The sequence below is a fragment of the Vibrio sp. B181a genome (genome assembly GCF_030248375.1).
GTDB classification, from domain to species: Bacteria; Pseudomonadota; Gammaproteobacteria; order Enterobacterales; family Vibrionaceae; genus Vibrio; species Vibrio campbellii.
Genome location: NZ_JAHGAD010000016.1, coordinates 31,346 through 46,100, shown reverse-complemented (window position 1 = coordinate 46,100; position 14,755 = coordinate 31,346). Strand labels below are relative to the sequence as shown.

Genomic DNA, 14,755 nt, shown 5'->3' with positions numbered 1-14,755 from the left:
CATCACAAGGTGTAATCAGGGGCTGACAGTCAGCCCCTGTTTTCATTCTAGCCATCCAGACAGATAGCATTCCCACTTTTATCAATATTCTGTATAATGCGCGCCTTATTTTTGATGCTTGCTGAAAAACTAAGCCAGTCAATGAGGTGCGTGAATTCAGTCACACATTTCTTGAAGAAAAATAGAGCAAACAATAAGCAGCTTGGTTGTTTCCAAACTTTGTTACACAATCAGCGCTGCAAAACAAAGCAAGTGAACGTTCTTTAAAATCGACAATTGAACTGAGGTTATCTATGAATCTTTCTGCTAAAACCGTGGTGGTTATTGCAATCGGTGCTGCACTATACGGCATCGGCGGTTTGCCAATGTTTGGCATCCCTGTGTTTGCAAACACGACGCTGAAACCAGCAATGGCGGTATTGGCATTGTTCTCAGTATTATTCGGCCCTCTGGTAGGCTTCTTGGTTGGCTTTATCGGCCACTGGGTTACCGACCTATTTGCAGGTTGGGGCGTATGGCTCACTTGGGTACTTGGTTCAGGTATTGTTGGTTTAATTATCGGTCTTTTCCCTTCTCTGACTCGCAACCGTTTAGAGAAAGGTGACTTCAATATGAAAGACTTCGCGTTGTTCGTGGTGCTTGCTCTGTTGGGCAACGTATTCGGTTATGGCTGTTCAGCCTTCCTAGACACCATTTTGTACGCAGAACCGTTCACTAAGATATTCACACAGCTGTCGATCATCGCGCTGGGTAACACTATTCTTATTGCTATTGTGGGCTTCTTCATTCTTAAGTCTGTCGCAAAACGTAACAAGCAAAGCCGCAACTTAACAGAGGCTTAATGTCGAATGACAATCGAATTTTCTAACTTCTCTTTTAGATATGAGTCGCTGGACAAACCGACGCTAAAAAATATCAATCTAAGGATAGAGAAAGGAGAGAAAATCGTCATTATCGGTCCAAGTGGTAGTGGTAAATCTACCCTTGGCCAATGCCTTAACGGACTGATCCCACACGCTATCAAAGGGGAAACCAGTGGCCAGCTGACCATCAATGGTCAAGACACCGCCCCTTTTGACATGCACCAATTCACCGAACAAGTTGGTACCGTACTGCAAGATACGGACAGCCAATTTGTTGGGTTGAGCATTGGTGAAGACATCGCATTCGCGTTGGAAAACCAATTGATGTCTAACATCGACATGTACCCTTTGGTCAAAGCTACAGCCAAAATGGTCGATTTGGAACAGATGTTAGATCGCTCTCCTCACGATTTATCAGGCGGTCAAAAGCAGCGCGTTTCTTTGGCGGGTATTTTAGTCGACGACGTCGACATCTTACTGTTTGACGAACCCCTTGCTGCCCTCGATCCAAAGACGGGCAAAAAGACCATCGAGATTATCGATGAGCTGCACCGTGAAACGGGTAAAACCATCATCATTATCGAGCACCGTCTTGAGGATGTTCTGCACCGCTCTGTTGACCGCATCATTCTAATGGAAAGCGGTGAAATCATCGCAGATACCACACCGGATGAGATATTGGCATCCCCTCTTCTCGAGGAATACGGTATTCGTGAGCCACTTTACCTTTCCGCGTTGAAAGAAGCAGGCTGCGCGATTGAAGGCGATGCAAAACCATCAAGCTTAAACACATTGCCATTGGCGCAATACCAAACCGCCGTCAGCACATGGTTTGAAGCCTCAAAAGCGACCAACGTTGAAAAGCAAGCCGAGACTCTTTTGGCTGTTCGTAACCTTACCTATTCCTACGATGGTGAGAAAAACGCGCTTGAAGACGTTAGCTTCGATGTAAAACGCGGCGAGTTCGTTTCGGTTTTGGGTAAAAACGGTTCCGGCAAATCCACCATCACTAAGCTTGTGATGGGTGTGATTGAACCAGACCAAGGTTCGATGATGTTGAACGGCCAAGACTTAAACGAGCTAACCATTTTCGAGCGCAGCCAAAAGGTTGGCGTGGTAATGCAAAACCCAAATCATATGATTTCGCATCACATGATTTTCGACGAAGTGGCTTTCGGTCTGCGTAACCGTGGCGTTGAAGAGAACCAAATCGAAGCGAAGGTATTGGAAGTCCTTGAGCTGTGTGGTTTGAGCAAGTACCGCCATTGGCCAATTGAGGCCTTAAGCTACGGTCAGAAAAAGCGTGTGACGATTGCATCGATTCTTGCCTTAGAGCCTGAGCTTTTGATTCTGGACGAGCCTACTGCTGGTCAGGATTATCGTAACTACACATCAATGCTGAGCTTTATCGAGAAGCTTAATCGTGAACTTGGCATTACGGTGATGATCATCTCTCATGACATGCACTTGGTCTTGGAGTACACCACTCGTTCCATCGTGATTGCCGACAGCAAGTTGATTGCTGACGCGCCAATGACTGAGGTGTTTAGTTCCCCAGCACTGTTAGACCAAGCGAACTTGGCGACAACTAGCTTGTATGAACTGGCTACTGAGTTAGGCATTGAGAACACGAACGACTTTATGCAGCACTTTATTGACGTTGAAAAAGCACGTCGAGAGCGTGAAAACAAAGCCGATGTACAAACTTCAGAAGCTCAAGATTCACAAAATAATGATGCTAAAAACATTGAGAAAGTAGTGGCATGAAAGACAACAAGATGAAGTTTGGTATCAACTACATCGATACCCAATCGCCACTGCACAAACTCAATGGCATCACCAAGTTTTTGATGTTCATTGCCTGGGTAACGGTGGTACTTACGACCTTTGATTTGCGCATCATTGCTCTATTGATCGTTGTAGGTCTTGGTTTGTTAAAAATGACCAAAGTACCTTTCCATGTATACAAGACTTTACTGATCGGTACAGGCAGCGTTTTGTTGATTAATGCGCTGTTTATGTTCGCATTAGCCCCGCAGCAAGGCAGTGAATACATGGGCTCGACAACAGTATTGTTGGCGTTACCGGGTAATTACTCACTCACCCAAGAGACCCTATTCTATCTGGTTACCGTGACATTGAAGTACTTCAGCATGTTCCCAATCGCTTTGGTGTTTGTGTTTACCACGCACCCTACTGAATTTGCAGCTAGTTTGAACCGTCTTGGTGTGCCTTACAAAATTGCTTATGCAGTCAGTTTAACCTTGCGTTACTTGCCAGAAGTGAAGAAAGACTTCGTAAACATCATGCATGCTCAACAAGCTCGCGGTGTCGAACTGAGTAAGAAAGCGCCGTTGTTTACCCGTATGAAGAACGTTTCTAAGATCTTAGGCCCTTTGATTTTCTCTAGCCTAGAGCGCGCCGACCAAATCTCTAACGCGATGACATTGCGTGGTTTTGGCCGTCACTCTTCTCGTACTTGGTACAGCCTAAAACCGCTGACCAAAGCCGATATGGTATGTATGGCTGGCATCGCCGTGATTGTTGCCGCAGCGATTAGCAAACGCGTTATAGACACTCAGCTGTTTTGGTATCCGTTCTAAGCGAACCGGTCTCACGTTGAAAACCGAATACAAAAATGGGATGCCTCTGCTTCCCATTTTTATAACCAGTTTTGGCGTTAAGTTATTGAGTAGTAAGTACTAACTTAGTTCCATCTCAACACACGTGTTTCGTTACCCTCTCCCGGCTTGGCTGGGATATTTAAAGACAGTAACAAGCTCACTGCGGCCAGAGCGGCGCCAATGTAAAACACGCTTGAAGGCGAAACCAACCAAATCACACCAAAGGTTACGGGAATCACGACAGCGGCAATGTGGTTGATGGTAAACGCCACACCCGCCGTTGATGCCATGTCCGCCGGATCGGCTATCTTCTGGAAGTAGGTTTTGATTGCAAGTGCCAAAGCGAAGAACAGATGATCGACCACGTACAGTGCTGCCGCCCACTCCGCGGTTTGTACTAAACCGTAACCGACGAAGACAAAAATCAGTCCCACATATTCAAACATCAAGGCTTTCCGCTCACCTACGACACCGATGAAACGTCCAATACGCTTAGCGAAAAGAAAGTTAAACAAGTAGTTGATTAAGAAGAGAAGCGTAATGTCTGCAGCCGAATAGCCAAACTTCTCAACCATCAAGAACCCAGCAAAAACCGTGAAGATTTGACGTCGTGCACCGCTCATAAAGGTCAACGCGTAGTAAAGCCAGTAACGCTTACGCAGAACAAGCTTCTTATTTTGTGGCACTTCGGTTTTGAATTCTGGGAACGCAAACGCCATGATCATAATCAACACAAAACCAATACCACCAGCCAATAAGTAGACGGTTTTGAATTCCAGTTTCAACTGCTCCAACAGCACCCAAATTGCACCGTATGTGAACAGTGAGGCTAAGGCTCCAACCGAAATGAACTTACCCAGCATTTCTGGCGCTTCTTCCTTAGAAAGCCATTGCAAAGACAAAGATTGCTTCAGTGTTTCGAAATAGTGGAAGCCAGTCGACATCAACAAGGTGGTAAAAAGAAGCCCAAACAAAGATGGGAAGTAACCTGTGATTGCCGTGCCGAGTGTCAGCATGGCGAGCGAGACCAACATAAAACGTTGCTCGCGGATAAACAGCAAAACAAACACAACTGTGAAAGCAAGAAAACCGGGAATCTCACGCACACTTTGCAGTAAACCGATATCGGCTCCATCAAAGTTGGCTTTTTCGATGACGAAGTTGTTCAGTAGCGCCATCCAAGTGGAGAAGGCAATAGGAACAATAATGGAAATCAGCAGAAGAAAGTTTTGTGGCGTTCTCCAGCTTTTCTGTGGCGTATTCATGACGAGTCCTTAGAATATGAAGCCGTCATCATACCGCCAAATGTAACAAATTCGCAATATCATTATAATTTAACCTTTCTTAGTACTTTCTTTTAATTTCATCAGGTTAGGTGAAAAAATGACACAGAAAAAATTCACTACCTCCCATTTTATTTGATGATAATTAAAACAATTTTTACAAGTTGAAAATTATGACCGCATTACTTCATGTGAATCGTAGCCTGACCGCTCACAGGCCAAGAAAAGATACGTGCTTCTTGTTCAACTCTCAGAAGGTTATACTGTTGCGTATCAATGGTCATTTTGACGCAAGCCTCTGAAATCCATAGTTTGATATGATGAAAAAACAAGTCCTGTTTCTTTGCACCGGTAACTCCGCTCGCTCACAACTTGCCGAAGCGATCTTCAACCATATGGCAGGTGAAATGTTCCATGCCGAAAGCGCAGGAGTCCACCCAAGTGACGTCGACACAAGAGTGTTTGATGTATTGAAAGCGCATCAAATAAGTCATGAAGAACTTCGTTCGAAAGACTACGCAGAAGTGGAAAAGAATCACTATGACTTCGTCATTACATTGTGTGATAACGCCAAAGATGAATGCGTAATCTTCGACCAAGACATTGACCAATTACATTGGAATCTCGTCGATCCAAAACCGCTTGAAGGTGTCGAACCTTTCCAGAATACGGCAAAAGAATTGATTGAGAGAATCAGTCTATTTCTACTGCTCAACAGTGAAGAAAACCGCACACAAGTGGATCCGAGCAATTTCTTTAAGCTGATGAGCGATCCGCTGCGACTCAAGATATTGATGCTGTTAGAAGATGAACAAGATCTAACCGTAACCGATTTGAAAAACGCTTTGAATGAAAGCCAGCCAAAAGTCTCTCGCCACCTGGCTTTACTAAGAGACACGACATTCTTGAAAGATACCCGACATGGTCTTTGGATTCATTATCGCTTATCCCCATCTTTGCCTATGTGGATTAAGCATTTACTCCAAACCGTTCGCATTGGGAATCCAGGCATAATTAACGCAGAGAAGTCACGTTTAAAAGCCGCGCAAAACAACGAGCAATAATCGCTTAGCTCTCTTTTATTTATCTCTCACCCCTCGAGGCACTGCGTAAAAATTTTTATTGGAAGCAGTGTCTCCTTGTCATGATCTCGTCAATTCTATGGTTTGGAATTAACCCAACACAACAGAAGAGGCAACTATTTGAAAAACAAAAACTAATTAAAGCAATTACGTTTAATTTGGGTACAACCCAAAGCGCTTCAATTAGAGTGAACAGATTGAGTGTTTTTATGTTTAGCATTGGCAAATTTAGCGTTATTTAGGATGCCTTTTTCACAGACAGCGAACGCGATATCGTTGAGAGGTTGCCACCACGTTCCCGACTCTAACTGGTGGCCACTTACTTGTAGCTCCACATAAGCCTTACCCACCTAATACTCATAGGTGGGATTTTTTTACCTGTCTCTCCCACCTGTAGGCATCCATGAATAACGAAATTTGGATGTGACCATTCAATTCGAAACCATTTCGATATTATCTAAGTCACCGCCGAATGATTGACAACGCAAACCCTATTCATTTCACAAGGAAAACCAGTGCAAAGAAGAAAAATTGTTAAGGCGTTTCTTTGGGTAGTACTTGGAAGTTCATTCTTGTTGAAGCAAATTATCAGTATGGAATATCTGGTTCACTAACAAGTATGAAAAAGTGGCTCGAGGTGCGCTTTCTAGACATCTACCCGAGTGACTATCTTGAAAATGCCTAAATCCTTTACAAGGCCGATGCTAAATTTAGCACCGAGTTGAGAGATTAGGATTCAAGAGATGAAATACGCATTTTCAGTGATGTTACTGTCACTGCTTCCTGTCATTGCAAACGCTGGCATTGTTGACCCGAAATGTAGCCCTAAAAAACTGGCTAACGGCGTGACAAAGGTGGTCGGAAACCGCTGTACGTTGGATGAAACGATCGCAGATACCACAAAAGAAGCACTAGGCGTCGACCATCGCGTTAACCCTAAGAAGCGACTAGAGAGAAAAGGTATCATTAAAGACGAAAAGTCGGACTAATTGCCGACTTTCAATCCCTTGCAAAAATGGCCAGTGGTTATCGACACAGGCCATTTGTTTTTAGTCGATGTTCTTCACGTTAAGCCGATTTTTAAATTCAAATACCTTCTCAGGACAAACATCTAGGCAGCGCCCACAACTCATACAAGTTTGATCCATCACACGTCGGTCGCCTTCTTTTAGTGGCTGACGCAGAATCTCCGGCTCCGGGCAAACATAAAAACAATCCATGCATTTTGTGCAGTCTTCTCGGCGAACAGCGGTCACGCGCAGCAAACTCTTGCTACCAATCACGCTGTACGTTGCGCCCAGTGGACACAAGTGACCACACCAGCCGTGCTCAACTAGCAATAAATCCAGAACAAACACCAATAAGATCAAAACCCAGCCAGCGCCCATACCAAACACTAAACCACGATGGAGCGCCGCAACAGGGTCAAGCCAAGTCCAAAGCACAGAACCTGAAATCGCACTGCCAAGCATCAGAGCTGGAATCAACCAGTAACGAATATTAGGTGACCACCGGTAGCTCGCTTTAAGGTTAAGCTTTCTGCGCAGCCACGCCGCAAAATCCGTCACAATATTCAAAGGACATACCCAAGCACAAAAAGCGCGAGGAGCAAGAATTGCGTAAAACACCAATACAATCGCAACGCCTAGCAAAGCGTTAAACTCCGGAACATGTCCTGTCGCCAGCGATTGAAGGACAATCAAGGGATCACTCAGCGGCATCGTATTAAGCAGCATACTGGAAGACAAATTGCCTTGTAGAATGCCCCATGTTGGCCCTGCCATAAACAGAACAATGATGGTCAGTTGGCATAATCGACGCAGAATCAGGAAGCGATGTGCGTGCCACCAACCCAGTTTTTCGATGGCTTCTTTGCCTGCATCTTGCGCTAAGTTCTTGGCCATTATTGACCTCCTTTAAGCGACTCAAGCGCACCACTCGGTACCGGCGTTTCTTCCGGTAAGACGTTCTCTAAAGGCTTGTCGATATCTTGCCAGCCAAAATTGTAGTGACTGCCCACTTTGCCTTTGGCTAAATCTGTCGGCACGACTTTAATTGCCGCAACATCTAATACGCAGGCTTGTTCGCATTTACCACAGCCAGTGCATACGTCGGAGTTAACTGTTGGAATAAGCTTCGCGTGATAACCAGTTCTGTCATTACGAATATTTTCTAATGTAATGGCTTCATCGATAAGCGGGCACACGCGGTAACAAACGTCGCAACGTAAACCTTGCCAGTTCAGGCAGGTTTCGTGGTCAATAAGCACAGCGGTTCCCATTCTCGCATCGTCGATGTCTGTTAAGTCATGGTCCAAAGCACCACTCGGGCAGGCGACGACACACGGAATGTCCTCGCACATTTCACATGGAATATCACGTGCAGTGAAGTAAGGGGAACCTGTTGCCACTGGGGATAATAAGCTGGCAAGTTTCAAGGTATCGTAAGGACATGCTTGGACGCACAACCCACATCGAATACAGGCGGACTCAAAATCACCTTCTGGCAAGGCGCCCGGGGGACGAATGGGCACACCTTTAGTTTCGCGTGCTTGGCTTTGCAATGATTGCAACCCAAGAACACACGCAGCTGCACCAACACCAGCTGCGGTGCGCGCAGTGTCCCGCAAGAATCGACGTCGACTTTGCGAGACTTTTGATTGAGAGGATTTCATTATTGTATTCCTCAAACACGCTCTAATTGCTCTTAAATAAGTTAAGCATAAATAGCGCTAAAAAGACGTGCTCCCCATACCCCATAAGAGGTAACTCCAACCTGTCTTGATTAAAATCAACTCGTTGCAGATACCAACTTCACACTTTGATAAAAATGGGTTTATTTTGATTAATACAACTTCACCATTATTCTCCATAAAGGTGAATTTCTTTAGCACAAAAATTCAACAAAAAATCACTCTCATTGGTATTTTCAATGATAATTCACTATAAAAAGTGAAAGTTAGAGATGCGTAACATACTAATTTAAAAGCCATTTGAAGCGTAAAGATAAAAAAAGACTATTCAAAGTAACTTTCTCTCGTTAGATTGAATTTAATTCCAAATAACTACAAAGGAGAGAAGCATGGAAATTATCGTTCGTCCAACCACTGTTGAAGACGCTGCTGCGCTAGTCGAAATTTATTCGCAACCAAAAGCACAACGTGAAACCCTGCAACTCCCGAAGCCATCCGTCACCATGTGGGTCGACCGGTTATCCAACATGCCAGCTGGTGTGTATAGCTATGTCGCAGAAATCGATGGCAAGGTAGTAGGAAACATTGGGTTTCACCACTCACAACGTCCAAGAACTTCGCACACCGCATCATTTGGTATTGGAGTTCATGATAAGTACCACGGTTTAGGGGTTGGCAGTGCGCTGATAAGCACAGTGACGGAACTAGCAGACAACTGGCTGAATGTAAGACGCATCCATATCGAAGTGAATGCCGATAACGACGCTGCAATAGGCCTGTACAAAAAGCACGGCTTTGAGATTGAAGGTGAGTTTGTTGATGCCTCTTTCCGAGACGGTGAGTTTATCAACACCTATAGCATGGCTCGCATTCGAAAACCGAAAAACTAATAGTTATCCACCATGATAAAACTCCCACTTTTTCACTATGAAATCCAGCGGGAGTTTTTATTTACTGCTTCAAGTCCAAATAGTCTAACGCTCGTTTCGTTAACGCTTCCGTATATGGGTTAATCTTCCAGTGACTAGGACTCCAGCCTTTCACAAAGCGCTGAAAATCCGCCCAAGCAACAGCGAACAATGGTCGCCATTCTTGCTCAACCACAGAAACGTCAAGCTCAGGTTGATAGTGTTTAAGTGCACTATCTAGGGCATCAAAGTAGGTGTTCAGCACCCAAGCTTCCATCTCAGCACACTGGCTAGGTTCAACAGCGCTGCTCATAAACAGTGCCACGTCTTTCATCGCACAGCCATGTCCCACATATTGGAAATCTACTGCGGCAACGGCTGAACCTTCATCGTCAAAGCAAAAATTGGCCAGTTTAGCATCACCATGAACCAGTGTTTGAAAACGCGCCTGACGCAAAGTGCGATCAATCAATTCAGCATTCTTCTTAAGCCTTTCATCCTTCAGTACCGATAGTTCATCAGGTCTTGTGGCTAAATACCAATAGGTGCCGGTTTGCCATAAGGTTTCATCACACACGCCAATATAGCGGGCATGAAAGTTTGCCAACCAAGTCAAGCAGGCTTTTAAGTGCCCTTTACTCGCGTCTTTTACCACGTTTGGATAACCAGCCTGAGCGAGATCTTCCATGACAATCAGCCATTCATTTTCATTCTGAAAACACTTTAACCCTTTAGGGATTCGACAGTGTTCATCAACCCGTTGACTAAAGTACTGATACCAACTCACTTCCACTTGGTAAGAATGCAGCTTACGTTGGTGCGAGCGATCGGTATTCCAGCCTCGAGGGTGTTCGGAGGGCTTAGGAAGTTGAACGTGTTTAACGATGATAGAGTGAGATGGGAAAGTCAGCCGAACGAGTTCACCATAACCACCCCATAGCGATTGAATGACATCAATGCGTTCAAGCGAACCAAGTTCGAGTTCATCACCGATGCTTTGATATAGTGGGTTAATCATTGGCTCCATTATGCGAGTAAATGTACCCATTCTGGGTGTCTTGCTATGTATTTAACCACGTAAGGACAAACAGGTACAACGCGATAACCTTGTGCCTCTATTTCTGGCAAGACGGCCTCCATCATCACTTTGCCGTAGCCTTTACCCCGTAACTCTTCAGGAATCAAAGTCGACGTAATGTGCATCGCCTGTCCATCCAGCTTATAAACCACCTTCGCTTTATGGTTACTCTCTAAATCAACCCAAAAAGTTTGGTTTATTGTGTCTTGTGTCACTTTCTGCATTATCGACGCCCCACTTTTCCCTTTCACTTTATTGAAACCAACTATATGACTGCCTAGAATGATACCCACGAATCATCTAGTCACTTCGTACTAATAATAGCGCGTAACACCTTCTCACATCAGGCACGACAATAATAATGAGAAACATGATCGCGAGCGCTGGAGATAAGAGAACATCTCCACAAAGCAGAAACGCTCCAGAACGTCAGGCAAGCACACTCAACAGCACCGATGCAATGGCAATGGTAGAACACGGCAGTGAAGTGACTCTCAACGTCACCACGCCCGTTGGTACCAAGTTCATCACCACCAGCACATTTATGGGCTGTCATTCTAATAATACCGCGCTGATTGAAATCCCAAATATCTCCGATGAGGATTTGAAGTTTTACTTTCAAGAAGGCTTTTGGATCAACGTAAAAGCTTACTCCCATCGTGGCGAAGGTGCCGTCATTCCTTTCCGAGCACAGCTCAAACACCGTTTAGGCGACCCCTACCCACTATTGGTACTAAACCTTCCTAATACCATGCAGGTATATCAGCTGAGAAAAGAAGTGCGATACGAAGTGAATCTGCGCTCTCGCCTTCAGTTTGAACAATACCGAGCAGAATGTGAGATACGTGACCTCTCTAAAAGCGGTTGTCGGTTCGTGACGTCACCGATGAGCAGAACATTGCAAGTTGGCGATCTGGTGACGCTCGACATTACCATGCCAGGTAATGGTCGTATGCTTGCGCCATTGAAGGGGAGAATTTGTAACTTGCAGAAATCGGTTCATTACGCCCGTTACGGCGTGGAGTTTGATGATTTCGGCAAAGCCAACGCTAAGAACCTGTTAAGCCACCTCAAATTTGATGGCACCAAGCTAAAGCTGAAAGGCTAACGCGACACGGCTTTTCTGTATTTTACCGCTGTAACGGAAAAACCCCTTACCATCTGGCAAGGGGTTTTAAATGACTAAGAATAAGGCAGTATATTTTCAGTCATTATCGACTTAGAAGTCGTAACGTAGACCTAGTGCTAGTTCGTCTTGCTCGTTAGAACCTTCGTTGTCCATTAGATCGAAGTTGTATGACGCGTAGCCACGGAAGTTAGGCTTGAAGTAGTAAGTTACGTCAACCGCTAGGTTTTCTACAGTTTCTTCGCTCTCTTCTTCACCCTTGTTGTAAGTAGAAGTGAACACTGTTTGGCCCATTGTGTATGCAGCTGCTAGTTCGTAGCCTTTGTAATCGTCAGAATCTTTCTCGATACCTGTGTAGTTACCAGCAACGTAGAAGTTACCTACAGTGTAAGAAGCCGCTAGCATGTACTGATCAAAGTCATTTTGGTTAGCAAAGCCAGCACCTAGCTCAAAGCCAGTGTCAGCGAATGCGTAAATACCAGATAGAGAGAAGCCATCTTGCTCGTTGTCGTCAAAACCGTTCACATCTGTTGTGCGATCAGCAAAACGGTAGCTTGCGCGTACTGCTAGTTGCTCGAACTGGCCAGAGTAAGAAACCATGTTATCTGTACGGTCAGCAACTGGCAGTTTTAGTGCTGCAGTGTTGCCGTGGTAAGCCATGATATCAGTGAAGTCAGTGATAACACCTAGTGCACCGTCGTTTTTACCGTAAGTGATTTCACCGTACTTACCGCCAAGACCTGCGTAAGCGTAACGAGTTTCAAGATCGCTGTTACCGTCTACACCGCCGTTTTCGAATGTTTCAAACTCACCTTCCCAGAAACCAACACCGTATAGGCTATCGCTGATTTCCTGTTTGCCTAGGAAGTTAAGACGGATGCGAGAACGGTCTTCTGCTTTGCCATCCATCATAGATAGACGAGCTTCAGCACGGCCGCCCATTTCTAGTGAAGTGCCATCTTGGTTGTACAGTTCTGAAGCGACAACTTGAGATCCAGATGCTAACAGTGCCACTGCTACAGCTAAAGTTTTCAATTTCATTTATAGTTTTCCATATCTTTGTTTTGTCATTATTTTCTCACCAGAAAACAGGACTTTTCTGTACCAACGAGAAAACGGGCGGCATAGTAGCAGCTGCGCTTTTTAGCGCAACAAGTTGAATACACAGCCTAAATTGAACAAAACACCATTAGTGGTGACGATATGAATATGTCAAAACCATCAAGTTGTCGGATAGTTAGAAAAATGTGTGCGCGTCAAAAAACATTTGACGCTAGAAAGTCTGGTTTAACATTTATAAATGTGACTTGAGTCACGCATTATTTTTGTTAACTGACTGTTTTAATTACTGTTAATTGAGTCATTACTTCACTTTTCATAAAAAAATCCCCAAGCCAAGGCTCAGGGATTCTGGTTATATTCCGTCAGTTTGTATTGCTTAAGGTTTCTACTTAATGTTTATAGCTTGAAGAAGCTCAACTGTTCTTTTTGTTTCTCTGCAAGGTGAGAAAGCTCCGTACTTGCACTCGCACTTTGGCTAATGCCCGCTACGTTTTGGTTCACAAGCTCAGACATATTAACGACGTTGCGGTTGATGTCTTGTGTTACTTGAGACTGCTCTTCCGCCGCAGTCGCCACTTGCGTGTTCGAGTCGTTGATATTCGCTACCGACTCTGTAATGCCGATCAGTGCGTCGTTCGCTTGTTGAGTCAACTCGTTGTTGCGGTTAAGCATCTCTAGGCTCACCTGCATGCTGTCGTTGGCTAGACCAGACTGCGCTTGAAGCTCTTCAATGATAGACGAGATTTCTTGCGTAGAGTCTTGTGTACGAGCAGCCAGCATACGCACTTCATCAGCTACCACGGCAAATCCGCGGCCAGATTCACCAGCACGCGCGGCTTCAATCGCGGCATTTAGCGCTAGAAGGTTCGTTTGCTCAGATACGCCACGAATCACTTCGATAACGTCGTTGATTTGAACGGATTGCTCTTTTAGACGCAGAACCACTTGCGCAGCATCGTTCAGTGCCTGAGACATTTGCTCGCTTGCTTGTGCACTCTCTTGGAAGATCGCTAGGCCAGATTGCGCTAGGCCGTCAGCTTCACGTGCTGTTGCATCTGCAGATGTCGCGTTATCACTTACGTTATTAGCCGTGCTCGCTAGCTCATTGACTGCCGACGCAACTTGCTCGATTTCCGCTAGCTCTTGCTGAGCATTTGCTTCTGCTTGCGTCATTACTGCAGCAAGCTCAGTTGAAGCAGAAGCCACTTCTTCACTGATGCGCATCAATTGATCAACCGTATCGTGAAGCTGTTTCGCTGTTTGGTTTACGTCTTTGCTTAGCTGAGAAATTTCGTTGTCGCCATCAATGTCTGCACGTACCGACAGGTCACCACCTGCTAGCTTACGCATCACTTCTTGCAGTTTTTGGATTGGCGTTACGATCATGCCAGATAGGAACCAAGCGCCTAGTAATGAGAATGCAAATACCGCAATCACTGACATCATGGCATTGTTTTGTACGCGAGTATGCTGGCGTGCGCTTGCTGCAGTTGCTTCCGTCGCAATCTCATTCACACGCTGTGATAGTGCGTTGATGGTTGCAACCATTTCGTTGCCCACACGGCGGTAACCTGAGATGAAGTTTGTGTATTCGTTATCCGACACTAAACCACGGTCATGGCGGTTAAATAAATCAACAGCACGAGTAGAGTAATCAATGTAAGCATCGATACTTTGACGAACCTTCTCCGCGTCTTTGCTGAACGTGCCGCGTGCATCGATAAGATCAAGGTCTGTATCAATGGCTTTTGCGCCCGCTTTCAGGTCAGCAAGGAACGCATCACGACGAGCTGCATCGTAGATCGCGTAAACCGCGCTTATGCGTAATGGGTAAACTTGGTCATCAATTTGAGCCAGCGTGTCTTTGTAAAACACGAGAGAATCGGAGTTAGAAGCAACCAATTCTTGCTCTGCTTCTAGGTTGTTTTGAGTGATCCACAATGTAATAAACAGAGTGATCGCGGTGAATAGAACTGGAACCAAAACTTGCGTTCGTACCGACAAGTTTTTCAGTGATAGCTGCATGAGTAACCTCAG

Annotated in this window: 14 protein-coding genes; 7 read left to right on the top strand and 7 right to left on the bottom strand. The window is 45.1% G+C overall.

All coding sequences use genetic code 11. The annotated features are described in order from the left end of the window. Positions 1–293: 293 nt before the first annotated feature. Genes KIO97_RS08180 through KIO97_RS08170 form a run of 3 tightly spaced genes read left to right on the top strand, consistent with a single transcriptional unit; the run spans position 294 to position 3,466 of the window. Positions 294–842: an ECF-type riboflavin transporter substrate-binding protein gene (locus tag KIO97_RS08180; protein WP_285381845.1), complete on the top strand. Its 549-nt coding sequence runs from the start codon at positions 294–296 to the stop codon at positions 840–842. A 6-nt stretch (positions 843–848) separates the two neighbouring features. Next, on the top strand, positions 849–2,630 hold the full coding sequence (locus tag KIO97_RS08175) for an ABC transporter ATP-binding protein (RefSeq protein ID WP_285381844.1): 1,782 nt from the start codon (positions 849–851) through the stop codon (positions 2,628–2,630). Next, the gene (locus tag KIO97_RS08170; RefSeq protein ID WP_285381843.1) at positions 2,627–3,466 is read left to right on the top strand and encodes an energy-coupling factor transporter transmembrane protein EcfT; all 840 of its coding nucleotides are present in this window, start codon (positions 2,627–2,629) and stop codon (positions 3,464–3,466) included. Before KIO97_RS08175 ends, KIO97_RS08170 begins: the two co-directional genes overlap by 4 nt. A gap of 104 nt (positions 3,467–3,570) precedes the next feature. On the opposite strand, the gene KIO97_RS08165 is transcribed toward KIO97_RS08170, so the two are convergent. Then, positions 3,571–4,752, bottom strand: a complete 1,182-nt coding sequence (locus KIO97_RS08165; protein ID WP_285381841.1) for an MFS transporter — start codon at positions 4,750–4,752, stop codon at positions 3,571–3,573. A 335-nt stretch (positions 4,753–5,087) separates the two neighbouring features. Between KIO97_RS08165 and KIO97_RS08160 the strand changes: the two genes are divergently transcribed. Continuing rightward, positions 5,088–5,834 (top strand): metalloregulator ArsR/SmtB family transcription factor, encoded by a 747-nt coding sequence (locus KIO97_RS08160; RefSeq protein WP_045416859.1) that lies wholly within the window; start codon positions 5,088–5,090, stop codon positions 5,832–5,834. A 761-nt stretch (positions 5,835–6,595) separates the two neighbouring features. Continuing rightward, entirely contained in the window at positions 6,596–6,841 is a 246-nt protein-coding gene (locus KIO97_RS08155; RefSeq protein ID WP_005432220.1) for a hypothetical protein, read from the top strand. Between the two features lie 60 nt (positions 6,842–6,901). Here KIO97_RS08155 and napH read toward each other — a convergent pair whose 3' ends face one another. Together napH and napG are read right to left on the bottom strand one after the other, a co-directional pair. Continuing rightward, positions 6,902–7,756 (bottom strand): quinol dehydrogenase ferredoxin subunit NapH, encoded by an 855-nt coding sequence (gene napH, locus KIO97_RS08150; RefSeq protein ID WP_285381838.1) that lies wholly within the window; start codon positions 7,754–7,756, stop codon positions 6,902–6,904. After that, positions 7,756–8,526 carry a ferredoxin-type protein NapG gene (napG, locus tag KIO97_RS08145; RefSeq protein WP_005432224.1) on the bottom strand — a complete coding sequence of 257 codons (771 nt, stop codon included), beginning with the start codon at positions 8,524–8,526 and terminating at the stop codon, positions 7,756–7,758. The genes napH and napG overlap by 1 nt, the downstream gene beginning before the upstream one ends. Positions 8,527–8,933: 407 nt before the next feature. Between napG and KIO97_RS08140 the strand changes: the two genes are divergently transcribed. Then, positions 8,934–9,434: a GNAT family N-acetyltransferase gene (locus KIO97_RS08140; RefSeq protein ID WP_038891512.1), complete on the top strand. Its 501-nt coding sequence runs from the start codon at positions 8,934–8,936 to the stop codon at positions 9,432–9,434. 61 nt (positions 9,435–9,495) lie between these two features. Here KIO97_RS08140 and KIO97_RS08135 read toward each other — a convergent pair whose 3' ends face one another. Beyond that, a complete protein-coding gene (locus KIO97_RS08135; protein ID WP_285381877.1) occupies positions 9,496–10,479 on the bottom strand; it encodes a phosphotransferase in 984 nt (327 codons plus the stop codon). After that, positions 10,479–10,754: a GNAT family N-acetyltransferase gene (locus tag KIO97_RS08130; protein WP_045370829.1), complete on the bottom strand. Its 276-nt coding sequence runs from the start codon at positions 10,752–10,754 to the stop codon at positions 10,479–10,481. The genes KIO97_RS08135 and KIO97_RS08130 overlap by 1 nt, the downstream gene beginning before the upstream one ends. 146 nt (positions 10,755–10,900) lie before the next feature. Between KIO97_RS08130 and KIO97_RS08125 the strand changes: the two genes are divergently transcribed. Beyond that, entirely contained in the window at positions 10,901–11,638 is a 738-nt protein-coding gene (locus KIO97_RS08125) for a flagellar brake protein (protein WP_170926985.1), read from the top strand. A gap of 111 nt (positions 11,639–11,749) precedes the next feature. On the opposite strand, the gene KIO97_RS08120 is transcribed toward KIO97_RS08125, so the two are convergent. Then, positions 11,750–12,697 (bottom strand): porin, encoded by a 948-nt coding sequence (locus KIO97_RS08120; protein WP_228174761.1) that lies wholly within the window; start codon positions 12,695–12,697, stop codon positions 11,750–11,752. Between the two features lie 417 nt (positions 12,698–13,114). Beyond that, a complete protein-coding gene (locus KIO97_RS08115; protein ID WP_285381834.1) occupies positions 13,115–14,743 on the bottom strand; it encodes a methyl-accepting chemotaxis protein in 1,629 nt (542 codons plus the stop codon). Positions 14,744–14,755 lie beyond the last annotated feature (12 nt).